The organism is Embleya sp. NPDC050154 (genome assembly GCF_044460165.1).
GTDB lineage: Bacteria > Actinomycetota > Actinomycetes > Streptomycetales > Streptomycetaceae > Embleya.
In genome coordinates this window covers 108,526-127,262 of record NZ_JBITJP010000007.1, presented here as the reverse complement: position 1 = coordinate 127,262, position 18,737 = coordinate 108,526, and the positions used below count along the sequence as shown (strand labels likewise).

The following is an 18,737-nucleotide window of genomic DNA, read 5'->3' as shown; positions in this document are numbered from 1 at the left end:
CGCGAGATCAGCCCTTGATTCCGGTTGCCGCCACGCCTTCGGTGACGTAGCGCTGGCCCACGAGGTAGGCCATGAAGATGGGGACGAACGCGACCACGGAACCCGCGAGGACCACGTTCAGCGGCACGTTCTGTTGTTGCAGCGAGGCGATGCCGACGGTCAGCGTGCGCATGTCCGTGCTCTGACCGACGATCAACGGCCACAGGAAGTCGTTCCAGTGCCACAGGAAGACGAACGTGCCCAGGGTGGCCAGGATCGGCTTGATCAGCGGCAGCACGATCCGGACGAAGATCTGGAACTCCGAGGCGCCGTCGATCTTGGCCGCCTCGAACAGCTCGTCCGGCAGTCCCTGGATGAACTGCCTCATCAGGAACACCGCTTGCGCGTTGGCCAGCGAGGGCAGGATCAGACCCCAGTAGGTGTCGACGCCGTTCATCTTCGCGATCAGGACGAACGTCGGGATCATCGTCACGTGGTAGGGGACCATGACCATCGACAGGAACGACCAGAACATCGCCTCGCGGCCGGGGAATCGCTTCTTGGCGAACGCGTAGCCGGCCAGCGCGGACAGCAGCAGCGTGCCGAGCACGCCGACGATCGAGTAGATGAGCGTATTGATCAGCCACTGGGGGACGTCCTGCGAACCGAGGACGTCGCTGTACGCGCTGGTGGTCAGGTTCCACGGCAGCAGGCTGCCCGGGAACTCGACCGCGCCGGAGGGCTTCAGGGACAACACGACCATCGCGTAGAACGGGAAGATCGTGGCCAGCGCGACCACGCCGAGCAGCAGGCCGCGCAGCACCTTGCCGCGCCGGGTACCGCGCATCGCGTACGGCACGGTGTCCTGCTCGCGGCGGGGACCGGAGCGGTCGCGGCGGCGCAAACGCAGGCGGGCGCGCGCCGGTTCGCTCTTCGCCGCGGCGACCGGCGGCGGCGTGATCTCGGCGACCTCGTGGGTGTCGAGGGACATGGTCACTTCTCCTTCCCGATCACCAGGCGCTGGATGATCGCCACGATGAGCGTCAGCACGAACAGGGCCAGGCCGATCGCGCTGGCGTAGCCGAGATCGAAGTACTTGAAGCCGGCGTCGTAGAGCTGGAACACCAGCGTGTAGCTGGCGTTCGCCGGGCCGCCGCCGGTCATCACGTACACCGCGTCGAAGACCTGGAAGCTGGCGGTGGTCTCGATCACGGCGAGGAAGAACAGCGCGGGCTTCAGGCTCGGCGCGATGATGTAGCGGAAGCGCTGCCAGGGACCGGCGCCGTCGGTGAGCGCGGCCTCCTCCAGTTCGCGGGGCACGTTCTGCAGACTGGCCAGCAGGATCAGCATGCCGTAGCCGAACCGCGACCAGATGCCCACGATCGCCAGCGCCGGCACCACGAACACGTCGTCGGCCAGCCAGGATCCGGTGTGTCCGCCGATCCAACCCATCACCGTGGACCACGGTCCGTCGGTGGAGAAGATCCAGATGAAGACGGTGGAGGCGAGCACCAGGCTGGTGACCACCGGCAGGAAGAAGATCGAGCGGAACAGCTTCGACCCGCGGAACGCGCGCCGGGTCAGCAGCGCGAGCCCGAGCGCGGCGATGATCGTGCCGGGCACGGTGATCACCGTGTAGAGCACGGTCACCCTGAGCGAGGACCAGAAGACCGGGTCGTCCCACAGGCGGGTGAAGTTGTCCAGGCCGGTGAACTTCGGCGAGTCCATCAGCGAGTAGTCGGTGAAGCCGAGCAGCACGCCGGCGATGCTGGGGCCGAACCGGAACAGCACGAACAGCACGAAGGCGGGCAGGACGAACAGCAGCCCGATTCGGGCCTCGCGGCGGGCGTGCGGCCCGCGTCGGCGGAGCCTGCGGGGTTGTTCCGCGACTGCGGCCACGGGGACCTCCTTGGGCTGAGGAACGGATGAGGGAACGGATGGGAGCGGATCCAGCTCGGATGGCGGGAGGGAACAGGCGCGGGTGAAGGGGTGGGCGGCCCGGACGCGGGGCCGGGCCGCCCGGCCGGGGTCAGCGCGCGAGCAGCGCGTTCGCCGCCTTGGCCGCGTCGTTGAGCGCGTCCTTGGGGCTCTTGTTGCCGATCAGCGCGGCCTGGATCTCCGGCGCGAGCACGCCCATCACGTCCCGCGACTTCTCCTTGAGCGGGCCGGCGCTCATCACGTCGAGCGTCTTGGCCACGTCGGCCTGGAGCTTGTCCCCGGGGTAGGGATCGGCGGCCGAGGTGCGGGCCGGGAAGTAGCCGTTGGACTTGACCAGCGCGAGGCTGTTCTCCGGCTTGGCGACGAAGGAGATCCACTTGCCGGCGGCGTCCTTGTTGGCGCCCTTGAGCATCGCGAACGAGCCGACCGTGCCGTACCCGGCGGACTTGACGTCCTTGAGTGGCGGCAGCACGACCGTGTTCTCCTTGCCCCAGAACTTCTCCACGTCGGCCGGGGTGTTCTGCCACGTGCAGGCGACCTTGCCCTTGGCCACCGGGGTCTGCTCCAGCTTGGGCGTGGTGGTGACCTGGTCCTTGTCCGTATAGCCCTTGTCCACCAGGGTCTTGAGGAAGCTCAGCGCCTTGACGCCGGCCTCGGAGTTGAACGCGACCGACTTGCCGTCGGCGGCGAACACGTCACCGCCCGCCTGCCACAACATCGGGTACCAGGTCAGGTTCAGCGTCTGCTGGGTGTCGCCGCTGTAGCTGGTCGCCTGGTAGCCCTTGTCCTTGAGCTTCGGCGCCAGGTTGAGCAGGTCGTCCCAGGTGGCCGGGTAGTTCGTCTCGCCGACCGCGGCGAACACCCGCTTGTCGCAGATCAGCGGGTTGGCGCTGGTCAGCAGCGGGGTCGCCATCGGCTTGCCCTCCACGCTCACCGAATCCAGCGCGGTCTTGCGGTAGTCGGCCTTGTCGGCGGCGGGCATGTACTCGTCCGCGGGCACCAGGCTGCGCTGGTACTTGGGCAGTTGGTCGGGCACCAGGTAGACCACGTCCGGGCCCTTGTTCGCGGCGATCGCGGTGGCCAGCGCGGTGTCGCGGTTGGCCCACGGGTAGGTCTCGACCTTGACCTTGTAGCCGGGGTTGGCCTTGCTGAACGCGTCGCTGAGGCCGGCCCAGTACTCCTTGTTCTTCGCCTCGTCGGCGATCACCGGGTACATCCAGGTGGTGATCGACTTGCCGCCCGAGCCGGGGCCGGAGGAACCGCCGCACGCGGCGAGGCTCACGGTGAGGGCGGTGGCGAGCACCGGGAGGGCGATCGCGCGGACGGTACGCGGACGGATGCTTCTTCTCATGGGGGTCGCGTCTCCTGACAGCGGGGTTTGACGGGGTGTCAGTTCAAGGACCGAGGCGGTGGCCCGACCGCTCGCCCCCCGCCGGGAGGCGGCGGGGGCGGGACGGCTCGAGCGGCCGGACCGGCTCGGGGGTTGCTCAACCGAACGGGGCGTCGCTCAACTCGCGGGTACGGTCTCGGTGTTGCCGCCGTGTCGGGAGCGTTCGACGGCGAACGCGGCGAGGTGGCTGCCGAGCGAGTCGACGCCGTTGGAACGGATGTGGGCGTGGTCGCCGGTGGCCAGCGCGGTGACGAACGCGTCGATCAGCGCGGTGTCGCCGCCGCCGTGTCCGTCCGCCGCGTTCGACCCGGAGGCTCCCGCGTCGTGGGTGACCACCCGGTCGTCGGCGAAGGTGTGCACGGTGACCTGCTCGCCGTCGCCGCGCAACCAGCCGTGGCTGCCGAAGATCCGCACCTGGCGGTGCGTCTGCTCGGTGAACGCGGTCATCGTGAAGGTCGCGGTGATCCCGCCGGACAACTGCATCGCCACCACCTGGTGGTCCACCACGTCGTTGTCGCAGTGGTAGACGCAGCGCCCGTACGGGCCTTCGCGCAGCGCTCGGACCAACTCGGCCTGATCCCGCGGCCCGTGCGCGGCGTCGGTGACGTGGTTGATCGGCCACGCGTCGCCGGTCTTGCGCAGCGCCGGGAAGTAGAGCTTGGGCCCCGAGTACGGGCAGTCGGGTTCGACCGCGCAGTCCAGGCAGTTGCGGGCCGATCCGGCCGGAGCGTTCTCCGGCTTGAAGTGCGCGAGCCCGCCGAAGCTTGCCACCGTCTCGATCCGGGAGCCGGTGACGTACCCGATCCAGTCCAGGTCGTGCGAGGACTTGGCCAGGATCATCGGCGAGGAGTCCGCCTCCCGGCTCCACGGGCCGCGCACGTACGAGTGCGCGTAGTGCCACCAGCCGACCGGCTCCAGCAGGTCCAGGCTCACGATCGAGCCGAGCACACCGGAGTCCAGGACGCCCTTCACCAAGTCGGTGTAGGGCGTGTAGCGCAGCACGTGGCACACCGCGAACGGGACGCCGGCCGCGGCGACACCCTCGATGATCCGCCGGCAGTCCGCCTCGGTGGCGGCCATCGGCTTCTCGGTGAGGATCGCGTAGCCGGCCCCGGCCAGTGCCAGGATCGGCTCCACGTGTTCGCGGTCCTGGGTGGCCACGATCACCGCGTCCGCGATCCGTTCCTCGAGCAGTGCACGCCAGTCCTCGAACTGCACGCTCGCGCCGGAGGCTTCCCGGGCGGAGGCGCGCGGGTCGGCCACGGCGACCAGTTCGGCGCGGTCGGGGTGCCGATGGATCCAATCGGTGTAGGTCAGGCCTCGGTTGCCCGCACCGACCAGGGCGACCCGTACGGGTCGGTCGGTGATGGCCGGTCGGCCGGTGTTCATGGTCGAACTGGGGGAGGTCATGGTGCTTCCCGTGGTGCGAGGGTGTTGCGGATACGACGGTGGCCGCGCGTACGAGCGTGCCGCGGGCCCGGGGTGACGGCGGGTCAGAGGAGCTGGTTGCCGGCGGTGTGCGCGACGCGCGGGCCCTCGTCGGGCAGTGCGGTACGCGTGACGCCGTCCTCGACGCAGCCGCCGTGCAGCAGCGCGCTGTTGCCGCCGAAGGCCGCGCCGGCGAGTTCGAGCCGACCGCCGGTGAACGTGCTGCCCGCCGCGCGATAGCGGTTGGGTCCGTCGGTGACCAGCACGTGTGCGGTGGCCGGGTCGGCGGCGGTGGACACGCAGCCGTCCAACTGCCAGGAGACGGTGCGGGCACCGCCGGTGCGCGACAGCAGCGCGCGGGTCGCGTTGGTGCCGCCGAGCCGGGTCCGCGCCAGCGCCACACTCTGGTCTCCGGTGCCCGCGAACCGCAGGCCGCTGTCCCGCAGTTCGCCGCCGGACACGCTCAGCGCGGGGCCGGTCACCGTGGTCGGCGCGGCGGTCGGCGTGCCCACCAGCGTGCAGTCGGTGAGCACGAGCCGCCCGGCGTTCTTCAGGCTCGCGTTGTCCAGGCCCTTGAGGGTGACCCGGTGCAGGTGCAGTTCGCCGCTCACATTGGCCTGGGTGATCTCGGCGTCCTTGCCGAGCGTGAACGTCGAGTCGGCGATCACGTTGGCGCGCTGCGAACGGTTGGACGCCTGCGACACGATCAGCGGCCCGGAGGCGGTGCAGCCGCGGATCTGCACGCCGTCGGCGTTGACCCACAACATCCCGGAGCCGGCCAGCGCCGGTTTGCCGATCACCTGCATGTCCTCCAGGGTCAGGTCGGTGATCTTGACCCGGGCCACGAACCACGAGCACACGTGCTTGCGCACGGTGATGCGCTTGGCCACCGAGCCCCACGCGGCACCGGAGTTGGCGAAGGTCATCAGACCCGAGTTGCCGGTGTAGACGAGGTCGTGCTCGAACTGACCGTGCGTCACGAACGGGCCCTGGTCGTCGCCGTCGCCGTGACAGTTGGTCACGTAGCAGTAGGCGGACGCGGTCAGGTCGTTGAGGTGCCGGCTGTTCGCGACGTGGCAGTCCTCGACGTGCCCGTACAGGCAGTAGATCTGCTGGGTGAGGTAGCCCGCGCCGCCCCACGTGACGCTGGCCGGGTTCTTCAGCGAGCACGCCCGGGTGCGGTAGTGGGTGCACCAGCGGCGCATCACCACCGGCCAGAACGTGCCGACCGCGTCCACGTGTTCGACGTCGCAGTGGATCGTGTACTCGTAGGCGATCGGGTGCGACCCGGTGTACTGGTCGCCGTCCTGGATGCCCTGGAAGACCATGTTGCGCACGTGCGCGCGGTCCACCGGCTCGATCCGGGTCCAGGTGAAGGTACGGCCGGCGGCGAGGTCCCAGCCGATCTTGTAGCCGACCCGGATGTGCGTCGCGTCCACGAGCTGGGTGATCTCGACCAGGCGCTGCACCTCCTGCTCGTACTTGCCCTTGCCAGGCTCCGGGTCGATGGTGACCGCCCACCAGTCGCCGACCTTGAAGGCCGCGCTGTCCGGTACCTCGAAGACGTCCGCCAGGTCGGGCATCGGCTGGGACAGCTTGGCCTTGACCACCGTGTCGGTGACCTTGCCCTTGAAGTACAGGACCGCGCCGAACGGGTTGTCGTGGGTGTTCTTCTCGATGCCGGTGGTGCGGACGGTGTGTCCGCCGAAGTCCAGGACGATCCGGGAGCGGCCGAAGGTGTGCCGCTTGACGAAGAGCAGGTCGGTGTGGGCCTCGATCCGGTGGATGTACGGATCGTCGACCATCGCGTCCAGCGCGGCGTCGGCGGGGACCTTGTCGTCCAGGATGCCGAACCGGCGGAAGTCCATCACCCCGTCGTGCACCTGGATCCACCGACCCTCCCGCTTGGGCGAGGGGTTGGCCAATACGGTCCCGCCGTTGACCGGCAGGCTCGCGCGCGGGTCCCAGCGCACCACCATGCCGCCGCCGTCGCCCGCGGCGTGATACCCGGCCACCACCACGATGGTGTTCGGGGCCAGTCGGCGAGTCTCCAGGCGCAGCAATGCGGCGACGGTGGCGACACCGGTGGGGACGTTGCCGTCCTCGTGTCGATCGTCGGAGGACGAGGACGCCGACGAGGCGGCGGCGGCCGTACCCGTCGCGGCGGTGCCGGCCAGGAGCAGGCCGCCCAGGCCGCCCGCGGCGAGCAGACGGCGGCGGGAGGACGCGGGCGCGCCGGACGGGGTCGTGGCGGCGGTGGAAGTTTCGGGGGACGTGCTCATCGGGACCTCGGCCTTCGGCGGCAGGGGGGTGAGGACGCTTCCCGTGACACGTGCCGATGCGGCGTTCCCAACGGGTGGGAAACGCGCGGCGGATGGCTTGGGGTGGGCCGCCCGGGTCCGGTGACGGACCGTCGACCCCAGGGCCGGAAACCGGGCACGATTCGTGGCAGCGAACGTGCGGGCCCTGATGAGTCAAGGAACGTAGACCCGCCCGACGTTCCTGGTCAAGACCTCGTGGCGGACTTTCATCGTCCGTGATCGGGGGAACACGATGGGGTCGCAACGTATTGTCCCGTTGCGACCCCGTCGGTCCGATTGTTCACCGGCACATCTCAGCCGGCGTCCACCTCGCCCTCGCCACTCTCCGTGCTGCCCAACTCGCGGCTGACCCGCAGCGCGCCGGCCCGCACCTGGCGGCCGAGTTCCTGGAATCGCCAGCCCGGCAGGTCGAGCTTGAGGCCGGTGATGCTGATCGCGCCCACGCACAGGTCCCGGTGGTCGCGGACCGGGCTGCCGATGCAGAAGATCCCGTCCGCGTCCTCCTCGTCGTCCAGCGCGTAGCCGGTCTGCCGGATGTCGCGCAGGTGTGCGAGCAGGGTCGCGGTGTCGGTGATCGTGTGCGACGTGCGCCGGGGCAGGCCCGAGCGCTCGATCACCGCGCGCGCCTCGGCCTCGGGCAGCGCGGAGAGGATGGCCTTGCCCAGTCCGGTGCAGTGCGGCAGTTCGCGCACCCCCATGCGCAGGTCCAGGCGTACCCGCTGCTCTATCCCGACCTGGTCCACGACCACCGCGAGCCCGCCCTCGGGCACCGCGAAGCGCGCGGCCATGCCGGTCTCCCTGGTCAGTTCGGCCAGCACCGGCCGGGCCACATCGCGCAGGGACACCTGCGACTGGGCCCGATCGCCGAGCCGGGCCAGGCCCATCCCGAGCCGGTAGCGCCGATTCATCCCTTCCCCGTCGTCCGAGACCAGGCCGTATCCGCGCAGGGTCTGGAGCAGTCCGAAGGTGGCGCTCTTGGAGATCCCGCAGGCCTGACCGACCTCGGTGACGCTCATGCCGTCCCCCGGACCACGTGTGGAGAGCACCTCGAGGATGTCCGCGGCCCGGGCGACGGACTTCACCCAGTACTTCGACTCCTCGACATTCTCGTTAACGCTGTTCGACATAGCAGAACACTTTACCGGTCCGGACCCCTTGACTGCCCCGTACATCCAAATGTAGGGTCTGGAACTGTTCGGTCCTGCCGAACAGTGTTCAGAAAACACGGTGTAGAGCAAGCGCAACACCTGCGACGCGTGCCGAAGGCGGATGGCGCCGGTGATCCAAGGCCTGGCAGGGCCGCGGATCCGAACGGTCACGAACGACGCAAGGAGCCCACCGATGAGTGTCGGCACAGCCGCCACCGACTCCCTTCCCGCCCGAGCCCTTCGGGTCATCCCGGGCGGGGTGAACAGCGGTCAGCGCCGGATCCCGGGCCTGACCGAGCTGGTCGTCACCAACACCAGCGGCGCGAACTTCACCGATGCCGAGGGTCGCGTCTTCACCGACTACCACTCCGCGTTCGGCCCGCCGCTGCTCGGCCACAACGACCCGGACGTGCGGCGCGCGGTGCACGAGGCGGCGGGCCGCCTGGACCTGACCGGCGTGGCCGTCACCGAGGGCGAGATCACTCTCGCCGAAACCCTGGTCGAACTGGTCCCCTCGGTGGAGAAGGTGCTGCTCACCAGCACCGGCAGCGAGGCCACCTTCCACGCGCTGCGGGTCGCCCGCGCGGTCACCGGCCGCCGCCTGGTCGTCAAGTTCCAGGGCTGCTACCACGGTTGGCACGACTCGGTGAGCCTGAACGTGATCTCCTCGCCCGACGCGGTCGGCGCACACGACCCGATCTCGACCGGCATCCTGCCCGAGGTGCTCGAGGCCACCCTGGTCCTGCCGTTCAACGACCCGGCCGCGGTGCGCACCGCGTTCGCCGAGCACGGCGCGGACATCGCCGCGGTGATCCTGGAGCCGATCCCGCACAACGTCGGCTGCCTGCTGCCCGACCCCGAGTTCCTCACCACGCTGCGCGAACAGTGCACCGCGCACGGCTCGGTGCTGGTCTTCGACGAGGTCATCACCGGCTTCCGGCACGACCTCGGCGGCTACCAGAAGATCGCCGGCGTCACCCCGGACCTCACCACCTTCGGCAAGGCCATCGCCAACGGCGCCCCGGTCGGCGCGCTCGGCGGCCGGGCCGACCTGATGGACCAGTTCAGCACCCTCCCCGGCGCTCCCGCGTTCTTCGCCGGCACCTACAACGGCCACCCGTGGGTGGTCGCCGCCGCCCTGGAGACGCTGCGCAAGCTGCGCGAGGAGCCGGTACACGAGCACGTGTTCCGCCTCGGCGAACGGGTTCGTACCGGCCTGGGCGAGATGTACACCCGGCTGGGCATCCCGGCTGTGGTCACCGGCTACGGCTCGGTGTTCGTCACCTACTTCATGTCCGGCGGCGTCCCGCGCAGCTACGACGACCTGCTCGCCAACGACGCCGGCCTGTTCATCGGCTACCGTCGCCGGCTGCTGGAGCACGGCGTGTTCGAGCTGCCGCTGAACCTCAAGCGCAGCCACATCTCGTACGCGCACACCGACGCGGACGTCGACCACCTGATCGCCGCGACCGAACTGGCCGTGCAGGACGCGATCAAGGACGGCGGAATCGGCGAGTTGGCCGGCACGTCCACAATGGGCGGCGCGATCGAAGGGACGGCACGCTGATGTTGGTCGTCGACCGCACCCGACCCACCGGCCCGGCCGGCCGGATCACCCACGTCGAGACGCTGCTCCTGGGCACCGCGTGGCGCGACTTCGGCTACGTGCGCGTGCACACCGACCAGGGCCTGTCCGGCGTCGGCGAGATCACCCACCCCTACCGGGTCGCCGAAACGGCCGCGCTGGCCCAGGCGCTGGCGAACCGGCACCTGATCGGCGCCGACCCGTTCGATACCGAGGAACTGTGGCTGCGGCTGTACCAGGGCGACTTCCTGCGCGGCGGAGACGTCGGCGGGATCGCGCTGTCCGGCTTCGACCAGGCCATGCACGACCTGATGGGCAAGGCGCTGGGTGTCCCGGTGTACCGGCTCACCGGCGGCGCCTGCCGCGATCGGGTCCGGGTGTACGCCAACGGTTGGTACAACGGCGAGCGCGAACCCGACGTATTCGCGGCCAAGGCCAAGGAGACCGTGGCCAAGGGCTACTCGGCGCTCAAGTTCGACCCGTTCGGGGCCGGCCTGCACGAGCTCTCGCGGGCCGAACTGCGGCAGTCGGTCGAGCTCGTCGGCGCGGTTCGCGAGGCGATCGGGCCGGATGTGGACCTGTTCATCGAGGGCCACGCGCGATTCGCGATGACCACCGCGTCCGCGCTGCTGCGGGCCCTGGAACCGTTCGACATCGGCTGGCTCGAGGAGCCGATGCCGTGGACGCACATCGAGCGCTACGCGGAACTGCGCGCCCGCGCGCCGTTCCCGATCTCCGGCGGCGAACACTTCCACAACCGCTACGAGTACAAGCAGTTGTTCGCCACGAACGCGGTGGACATCATCCAGCCCGACCTGTCCATGGCGGGCGGACTCACCGAGGTGCGCAAGATCGCCGCGATCGCCGACACGCACGGCGTCATGGTCGCCCCGCACAACTCCAACTCGCCGCTGTGCACCACGGTTTCCGTGCACGCCTCGCTCGGGATCACCAACTTCAAGATCCTGGAGACCTTCGACGGTCTGCTGGAGCCGTTCGTCTTCGACGCGGTCCGCGGCACGTTGCCGGTGACCGCCGACGGGCACGTGGAGATTCCGACCGCGCCGGGCTTCGGCGTCGAGCTGGACGACGACGTGTTCGCCGAACACCCGCCCACCCACCGCTTCTGGAACATGTTCTCGGACGGCTGGGAGAAGAGGAACCGCACATGAGCGCCGGCCGCTCGGGCATCGTCGACGTGCACTCCCATCTGTTCCGCCAGTGTTGCGACTTCGACGACGTGTTCAAGGCCGACTCGGCCCGCGCGCACGACGGTGAGGTCGACCTGACCGTGCGCTGGGCCGACTACGCGGCATCCAGCCCGGCGGACACCCGGACCGTCGTGGTCGGCGGCAAGGCCCGGCGCAGCGGCCTGTGGGTCGAGGACAAGGCGGTCGCCGAATACGTGGCCGAGCAGCCCGATCGACTGATCGGCTACCTGTCGATCGACCCGACCCAGACCGGCTGGCAGGACGAACTGCGATTCGGTCACCAGGAGTTGGGCCTGCGTGGGATCAAGCTGATGCCGATGTACGCGGGCTTCGACCCGGGGGATCCGCAATACGACCCGCTGTTCGCCTACGCCGAGAGCAACGGCCTGCCGATCCTGGTGCACACCGGGACCACGTTCGTCTCGGCGGCGCCGATCGCCTACGCGCAACCCCGGTTGCTGGATCCGGTCGCGATCCGCCATCCCGAACTGCGGATGGTGCTCGCGCACCTGGGTCATCCGTTCGAGGGCGAGTGCATCGCGGTGATCCGCAAGCACCCGCACCTGTACGCGGACGTCAGCGCACTGCACTACCGCCCGTTCCAGCTTTGGCACAGCCTGCGGGTGGCCCAGGACTACGGCGTGCTGCACAAGCTGCTGTTCGGCAGCGACTACCCGTTCACCACGGTGGACGCGTCGGTGGCGGGTCTGCGTGCGGTGGCCGCCGTGCCGGGCATCCCCGGTCTGCCACCGCTGGATCGAGACGCGGTCGAGCAGCTGATCTTCCGCGACGCGCTGCCCCTGCTGGGGCTGTCGTGACCGGCACCTCGGCACCCGGCGGGCCGGGCGTCGCGCCGATCGGCGGATCCGGCGCGAGCTTCGCGCTCACCGATCGCACCGCCCTGGTCACCGGCGCCGCCGGTGGCCTGGGCCGGGCGTTCGCGGTCGCCCTGGCGGCGGCCGGCGCCGACGTCGTGCTCACCGACCGACCGGGCGTGGACCTCACCGAGACGAGCGCCCTGGTCGAGGCCCGCGGCCAGACCGCCCGAATCCGGCCGTTCGACCTGGCCGACACCGCCGGGTTGGCCTGCTATGTGGACGAACTGCGGGCCGAGGTCGGCCCGTTGCACATCCTGGTCAACAACGCCGGCACCGCGGCCCTGGAGCGGTTCAACGAGATCACCGTGGCGAGTTGGCGCCGGGTGCTCGCGGTGAACCTGGACGCGGTCTTCTTCCTGTCCCAACGCGTCGCCGAGCACATGATCGCGGACCGCGTGCCGGGCCGGATCATCGCGGTGACCTCGAAGAACGCGCATGTGGCCGAGGCCGGTCTGGCCCACTACAACGCCTCCAAGGCGGGTGTGGACCTGCTGGTGCAAAGCCTCGCGGTGGAACTGGCGCCGCACGGGATCACCGTCAACGCGGTGGCCCCGGGCATGGTCGAGACGCCCATCGACGGCGATTTCCCGCTCGATCGCGAGCCGTTCGAGGCCGCCTACCGCGAACGCATCCCGCTCGGGCGGTACGCCACGCCCGACGAGTGCGCGGGCGCCGCGGTCTTCCTCGCCTCCCCCGCCGCGTCCTACGTGACCGGCACCCGGATCGTGGTGGACGGCGGTGTGCTCGCCGACCAGATGCCCCGGATGCGCCACATGCCGCCGTACCGCAACTCGCTCTGACTCACCGGCGCGCCGGGCCGGCCCCGCACCGGGGTCCGGCTCCGGACGCCCCGCATCCCCTTCGTGCACGGATCGAGAAAGTGAGCGGGACCCATGTCCTCACTCGGTTCTTCCCCTTCGTCGTCCCGCCGCCGCCTGTTGGCCGCGGGTGGATTGGGCGGGCTGCTGCTCGCCGGCACGGCGGCCGCGGGTACCGCCTCGGCCTCCCCCGACGACGACCGCGACGGCGGGCGGCGCGAACCCTCCGGCAGTGTGCCGACGATCGCCGCTCTCTTGGACCTGGAAACCCGCCGTCTGCCCGCCGACACGATGGTCTCGGTGGCGGGCTATCACGCGGCGGGCGACGGCGGCGGCATGGTGGTGCGCTGGGACCCGCGCTCGAAACTGCCCGCCAACGGCGGCACGGTGCACACGATCGGCTCGCCCAAGCGAGAGGGTCGGTGGATCCAGGTGCACGACGGGGTGATGGACTTCCGCCGGTTCGGCATCCTGGACGACAAGGTCCCCGCCGACGCCGCGCTGGACGCGATGGTCGACGATCCGTACATCCACCGGATCGAGGCCCACACCGACCTGCTCTTCGTCAAGCGGCACACCTTCGGCCGCTCCCGGATCGTCCTGGACTTCGGCGGACACACCGTCCGCACCACCGGCATCGAGAAGAACACCCACGACAACCCGTTCGGCGCGGTCCTGTACTTCAAGGGCAAGGTCACCGACACGGTGGTCGCGTACCCGCTGGCCGAGACCGTCATCGAACTCACCGACGCCTTCCCGGTGCCGGACTCCGGCAGGTTCAAGGTCGGCGAGTGGTGGACCGTGGAGATCGACCCGATCGCGGGCGGCGGCACCTATGAGCGCGAGTTGCAGAAGCTGGTCGAGATCACGCAGATCGTCGACGGCAAGCACATCCGGGTGGACTACCTCAACGGCTGGGAACTGGCCGCCGGACGCCGCATCACCTGGACCCGAATCGAACCGGTCCGGCGCGCCGACGTCCGCAACATGGTGTTCCTCGGCGCCGGCCCCGCCGACGACGAATACACCGGCTCGCACCCGATCGCCTACGAATACGCGGTGCGCTGCGACGTGATCGGGATCGAGGCCACCGGGTCGTTCTGGCCGGTGATCATGCGCCGTTGGTGCACCCACTTCCACACCGCGCGCTCCTCGCTGAAGAACCCGCCGACGGTGATGTACGGCGGCGCGGGCTACCTGACCCAGCAGATCTACTGCCTGTACGGCCGGGTCGAGGACTGCGTCTCCAGCAACGCCCGACACCTGAACGACCTGACCGCGTCCGCCTACTGTCACGTGGTCAACTGCCACGGCGACGGCGACGACCAGGGCGGCAACCCGTTCACCACGCACGGGCAGTACGAGCACGACCTGCTCTTCGAGGGCAATTCGGGACTGATGGACATCGCCAACTCCGGCGCCCTGTGGGGGACTTCAGCGAAGCGCATCACCGTGCGCGACCACGTGTGCTCGTGGTTCGTCGCCGGCACGAAGATCACCGACCTGACCCTGGAGAACGTCCGGGTGATCCCCCGACCGACGTTCGACTCGGGCGGCACCCTCCAGGTCAACGCGGACGGCGTACAACTGCGCGGCTGCGTCGCGCACACCTTCGCGATCGGCCGGCGCTCGGCCCGCTCCACCCGGCCGAACGTGATCGAGGGCTGCACGTTCCACCTGCCCGCGAAGCAGGTGCTGGTGCAGACGCCGGTGACCAACACCGTGCACTTTCGGGACTGCACGTTCACCGGCGTGGACGGCGCGATCCTGCGCGGTTCGGGCGAGGTCGACTTCGACGGGTGCACGATCGTCGGGGCCTCGCCCGCGGCCGCGCCGCTGGAGGTGGGCGCGGCCGTGCTGCGGCTGACCGCGAGCACGCTGACCGACACCGGCGTAGTGCTCTCCGCGGTCCGCGACCAGAGCGTGCACGTGAGCGCCGGCACCCGGATGACCGGCGGCAACGGCTCCGGTGCGCTGCTGTCCCGAGCCGCCGGAACGGGCGTCGCACGCTGGCGGTTGCACGACGCGGAGTCCACCACCGACGGCGCCCACGTGCGGCTGGAATCCGGGATCAACCACTGGGTGGCCACCGGGACCCGGTTCACCGGCGGCCGGCTGGAACTGCGCCCGCAGGCGTTCGCCGGCGCGTCCTCGGCGCTGCACACCACGTGCGTCGAGGACGGCGTCACCCGGACCGCGCTGCCCACGGACGGCCCGCGGGTGGTCACCACCGGGAACCTGGCGATCTGAGATGGAACCGCGCACCACCACCTCGGCCGACGATCCGGCGCTGCGCGCCCTGTGGGCGGTGGCCTTCCCGGACGCACCCGGCCTGCCCGCGCTGCACGCGCACGACCCGGGCCGGCACGAGCGCACCCTGGTCGTCGCCGCCGACGACGGCGCGATCGACGCCGCCCTGCACTGGCAGCCCCGCCCGATCCGCGACGCGGCGGGCGGGGTCGAGACGGTCGGTTGTGTGGGCAGCGTCGCCAGTGCGCCCCGGGCCCGCGGCCGAGGGCTGATCCGCCGACTGCTCGCGGTGGCGATCGACGACATGACCCGATACGGCTGCGCGTGGTCGCTGATGTTCAGCGGCACGCCCGGCGTGTACACGGGATCCGGCTGGGAGACCTTCCCGACGCCGTATCTGCGCGGTGTGGCCGGCCCCGAGGCGGCGTGGGGCGATCGCCGGGTGCGCCGGGCGCGGCCCGCCGACCTGCCCCGGATGATCACGACGCACGCCGCCTCGAACGCGAACCGGCCGCTGAGCACGGTGCGTTCGCCGGCCGACTGGGCCCACCGCTTCCCGCACTGGTACGCGTCGCCCGCCCGGGTGTTGGCCACCGAGCAGGGCGACTACGCGGTGATCCGCCCGGACACCGGCGAGGTGCTCGAACTCGCCCTTGGCCCGGGCCGTCCGTACGCACTGCCCGCGCTGTTGCGCGAGGCGCTGTACGAACTCGGCGGCCCGGGCACGGTGGTGACGTTGCGGGTACCGATCGACACGGCGCTCACCCGGGCGATCGGCGCCGTGTTGACCGACGTGAGCACCGGCCACACCGACTTCGGTCTGGCCCGGCCGATCCGAAACGACCGGGCGCGGGTACGCGCCACGGTCACCGCCCCCGGTGCCACGCACTGGCTGGGGGACGCGTTCTGATGCATCGTCAGGACGCCCGCACACCGCCCGGCTCGGCGAGGAATCACCCCGTGCCGCCGAGCCGGGTGCCGGTTCTGGTCGGCGGTGACACCACCGTGGTGTGCACCGCCGATCCGGACACCGGTGCGCTGGTGGAGACCGGCCCACCGGTGCCGGTGCGCACCGCGTACGCGGCCGCCCACCCGCGCCTGGACCTGGTCTACGGCGTGGACGAGGCGCTCGACGGCACGGTCACCGTGCTCGAGCCGAGCCGGCACCCCCGACTCCGGCAACGGGTCTCCGCACGCGGCTCGATCCCGTGCCACGTCGCGGTGTCCCCCGCCGGCGGGCACCTGCTGGTCGCCAACTACGGCACCGGCGATCTGCTCGTCCACCGCCTCGACACGCACGGCGCGATCGCCGAGGTGACCGAGCAGATCGCGCTCCCGGGCCCGGGTTCGCGGGCGCACCCGGAACGGCAATCCGCCGCGCACCCGCACCAGATCGTGTTCGAGGACCGGGACACGCTCACCGTCGTCGACCTCGGCGGCGACGTCCTGCTCACCTACCACCTGAGCGCGGGCCGGCTGCGGCTGCGCTCCACCCACCGCGTCCCGACCGGCACCGGGCCGCGCCACCTGAGCGGCCGTTGGCTGCTCGGCGAACTCGACCCGGCGATCCTGGCCCTGCCCGACCTGACCCGCCATCCGCTCGCCGCGCCGGGCCTGCCCTCGGCCATCGTCGCCGCGCCCGACGGCGCGCACGTGTACGCGGCCAACCGGGGCCCGGGCACGATCACCACTTTGGCCACAACCGCCCCGCACACGATGTCCGACCTCCCCGCCGGTGGCGGCGCCCCGCAGGATCTGGCCTTCGTCGAAGACGTGCTCTACGCGGCCCTGCCCGACGCGGACGCGGTCGCCGCGTTCCGGTGGACCCCCGGCACCGGCGCGCTGAGCCCGCTGGGCATGGCGCTGCACACCCCCGATCCACGCTGCCTGCTGCCGCTGCGCCGGCCGTGACCGCCGACCGGCCCGCCCGAGACCCGCATTTCCGGCGCTGGAAAGGGCCCGGATGGCTCGGATTGCTCGGATGACCCGGCCTGCCCGGCCCGCCCGACCGAGTCGCCCGCCCCACCCCGCCCCCGTCAGGCCGACCCGCCCGCCCGAGTCGTCCGCCGCCACCCCGCCCCGCCCCGTCAGGCCGAGCGGAAGACCTCACTCACGCTGGTGAAGCTGTCCTTCGCGTGCCCGGCCTCGACCGCCCGCCGGAAGATCTCCTGGACCGCGCTCGGCAACGTCGCGTCCACCCCCGACTGGAGCGTCGTGTGCACGACGTGCTCGATGCTCGCCAAGCCCATCGCCAGGTTGTCCACGTCGCCACTGTGGTCCCCGACGTCCAGACGCGGCGTGTAGAAGGCGAGGAAGTCCGGAACCGACGCGGCCGTCGCCGACGCGTGCGGCAGGAACTCGGCGGCCGAGATGCCGTTCGCCCGCGCCACCGTCAGCGCGTGCAGGGCCGCGGTCATCGAGGTCCAGAAGATGTCCATCTGAAGCTGGTACAGGAGCGCGGCAAGGCCGGGGTCCGCGCCTCGGTAGTCGGTCCCGGTCAGCACGGCCAGGGTCTCCTGGTGTGCGGCGAACACGTCGGCCGGGCCGCTGTAGAACGTCGACATCTCGGGCGAGCCGATGCCCGACGGCGACGACTGCACCCCACCGGTCAGATGCCGGGCGCCGTGCCCCGCCGCCCACTCGGCCGCCGCCCTGGCCCGCGCGGGGGTGTCCGAACTGAGGTTGACCAGCACCCGACCCGCCAGCGCCGCCGCGGCCGGTTCCAGGATCGCGTGGACCGCGTCGTAGTCCGTCAGGCTCAACACCACCAGCTCATTCGCCGCCAACGCGGCCTCGATCGTGGCGGCCCGCGACGCTCCCTCTGCCACCAGCGCGTCCGCCTTGCTCGCGGTCCGGTTCCATACGGTCACCGGATGACCGGCGGCCAGGAATGCGCGGGTCATCGCCTGCCCCATCGGGCCGAGACCGATGACCGTGACCGGCTGCTTGTCGACCGCCTGCTTGTCGACCGCTTGCTTGTCGCCCATGAGTACTCCAAAGATCTCGCAATGGTGGACTAGAACGAACGCTCTATCCAGTCCCAGGAACGTAGCACACACTAGAGCGAACGCTCTATCCACTCTGGAGCGAACGCTCTATCCGATAAACTCGCCGCGTGAAGACCAAGGCGCAGCAGCACGAGTCGGCCGCCCCCGCCGCCGGGACGACCCCGCTCGGCACCCGCGAACGCATCGTCCGCACGGCTTCGCGGCTGATGCAGCGACAGGGCTACGACGGCACCGGGATCAAGCAGATCTCCACCGAGGCCGGCGCCACGCTCGGCTCGATGTACCACTTCTTCCCGGGCGGCAAGCAGGAGTTGGCGGTCGCCGCGATCCGGCACGGGGACGGCGAGTTCGCCGACGTCCTGCGCGACGTGCTGGCCGCCGAGCCGGACCCGGGCGCGGCGATCCGCGAGCTCACCCGCAGTCTTGTCGAGGGGCTGCGCGCGTCCGACTGGGTCGATGGCTGCCCGGTCACCGCGACCGCGCTCGGCACCGCGACCGGCGCGCCCGACATCCAGTCCGCCGCGGCCGAGGCGTTCGCACACTGGCGGGAGCTGGTGCGGGTGCGGCTGGTCGAGGTCGGCTTCGCCGAGACGGACGCCGAGGGCCTCGCGCAGACCGTGATCAGCACCCTGGAGGGCGCCGAACTGGCCGCGCAGGTCAGCCGGAGCGAGCAGCCGCTGCTGCTGGCCGGCGTCCACCTGACCCGGCTGATCGACACCTACGAGCGCGGCACCGCGCCGGCCGGCTGAGCGCACGAGCGGGCGATCCGAGAGCGGGACCGGG

15 protein-coding genes are annotated in these 18,737 nt (G+C 70.7%); 8 read left to right on the top strand and 7 right to left on the bottom strand.

Annotation, left to right across the window (positions count from 1 at the left end; genetic code table 11):
- Positions 1-7 precede the first annotated feature (7 nt).
- The 6 genes from ACIBSV_RS17080 to ACIBSV_RS17055 all read right to left on the bottom strand — a co-directional run bounded on the left by ACIBSV_RS17080 (position 8) and on the right by ACIBSV_RS17055 (position 8,183).
- Positions 8-970 carry a carbohydrate ABC transporter permease gene (locus ACIBSV_RS17080; RefSeq protein WP_395863667.1) on the bottom strand — a complete coding sequence of 321 codons (963 nt, stop codon included), beginning with the start codon at positions 968-970 and terminating at the stop codon, positions 8-10.
- A gap of 2 nt (positions 971-972) precedes the next feature.
- Positions 973-1,878, bottom strand: a complete 906-nt coding sequence (locus tag ACIBSV_RS17075; RefSeq protein ID WP_395863665.1) for a carbohydrate ABC transporter permease — start codon at positions 1,876-1,878, stop codon at positions 973-975.
- 130 nt (positions 1,879-2,008) lie between these two features.
- Positions 2,009-3,268, bottom strand: coding sequence for an ABC transporter substrate-binding protein (locus ACIBSV_RS17070; protein ID WP_395863663.1), 1,260 nt, complete (start codon positions 3,266-3,268; stop codon positions 2,009-2,011).
- Between the two features lie 156 nt (positions 3,269-3,424).
- Entirely contained in the window at positions 3,425-4,717 is a 1,293-nt protein-coding gene (locus ACIBSV_RS17065; protein WP_395863662.1) for a Gfo/Idh/MocA family protein, read from the bottom strand.
- 83 nt (positions 4,718-4,800) lie between these two features.
- Positions 4,801-7,017, bottom strand: a complete 2,217-nt coding sequence (locus ACIBSV_RS17060; protein ID WP_395863660.1) for a peptidase C14 — start codon at positions 7,015-7,017, stop codon at positions 4,801-4,803.
- Between the two features lie 332 nt (positions 7,018-7,349).
- Positions 7,350-8,183, bottom strand: coding sequence for an IclR family transcriptional regulator (locus tag ACIBSV_RS17055; RefSeq protein WP_395863658.1), 834 nt, complete (start codon positions 8,181-8,183; stop codon positions 7,350-7,352).
- Between the two features lie 214 nt (positions 8,184-8,397).
- Here ACIBSV_RS17055 and ACIBSV_RS17050 point away from each other — a divergent pair, with 214 nt between their 5' ends.
- From ACIBSV_RS17050 to ACIBSV_RS17020, 7 genes are all read left to right on the top strand, one after another.
- Positions 8,398-9,771, top strand: a complete 1,374-nt coding sequence (locus ACIBSV_RS17050) for an aspartate aminotransferase family protein (RefSeq protein ID WP_395863656.1) — start codon at positions 8,398-8,400, stop codon at positions 9,769-9,771.
- The gene (locus tag ACIBSV_RS17045) at positions 9,771-10,961 is read left to right on the top strand and encodes a mandelate racemase/muconate lactonizing enzyme family protein (protein ID WP_395863654.1); all 1,191 of its coding nucleotides are present in this window, start codon (positions 9,771-9,773) and stop codon (positions 10,959-10,961) included. The genes ACIBSV_RS17050 and ACIBSV_RS17045 overlap by 1 nt, the downstream gene beginning before the upstream one ends.
- Complete coding sequence (locus ACIBSV_RS17040) at positions 10,958-11,818, top strand: amidohydrolase family protein (protein ID WP_395863652.1); 861 nt, start codon at positions 10,958-10,960, stop codon at positions 11,816-11,818. The genes ACIBSV_RS17045 and ACIBSV_RS17040 overlap by 4 nt, the downstream gene beginning before the upstream one ends.
- A gap of 38 nt (positions 11,819-11,856) precedes the next feature.
- Positions 11,857-12,678, top strand: a complete 822-nt coding sequence (locus tag ACIBSV_RS17035) for an SDR family NAD(P)-dependent oxidoreductase (protein WP_395864065.1) — start codon at positions 11,857-11,859, stop codon at positions 12,676-12,678.
- Positions 12,679-12,771: 93 nt separating this feature from the next.
- A complete protein-coding gene (locus tag ACIBSV_RS17030) occupies positions 12,772-14,946 on the top strand; it encodes a peptidase C14 (RefSeq protein ID WP_395863650.1) in 2,175 nt (724 codons plus the stop codon).
- 1 nt (position 14,947) lies between these two features.
- Positions 14,948-15,856, top strand: a complete 909-nt coding sequence (locus tag ACIBSV_RS17025) for a GNAT family N-acetyltransferase (protein WP_395863648.1) — start codon at positions 14,948-14,950, stop codon at positions 15,854-15,856.
- Positions 15,856-16,857 (top strand): lactonase family protein, encoded by a 1,002-nt coding sequence (locus ACIBSV_RS17020; protein ID WP_395863646.1) that lies wholly within the window; start codon positions 15,856-15,858, stop codon positions 16,855-16,857. Before ACIBSV_RS17025 ends, ACIBSV_RS17020 begins: the two co-directional genes overlap by 1 nt.
- Positions 16,858-17,033: 176 nt before the next feature.
- On the opposite strand, the gene ACIBSV_RS17015 is transcribed toward ACIBSV_RS17020, so the two are convergent.
- On the bottom strand, positions 17,034-17,933 hold the full coding sequence (locus ACIBSV_RS17015; RefSeq protein WP_395863644.1) for an NAD(P)-dependent oxidoreductase: 900 nt from the start codon (positions 17,931-17,933) through the stop codon (positions 17,034-17,036).
- A 128-nt stretch (positions 17,934-18,061) separates the two neighbouring features.
- On the opposite strand from ACIBSV_RS17015, the gene ACIBSV_RS17010 reads away from it, so the two are divergent.
- A complete protein-coding gene (locus ACIBSV_RS17010; protein WP_395863642.1) occupies positions 18,062-18,703 on the top strand; it encodes a TetR/AcrR family transcriptional regulator in 642 nt (213 codons plus the stop codon).
- Positions 18,704-18,737: the final 34 nt, after the last annotated feature.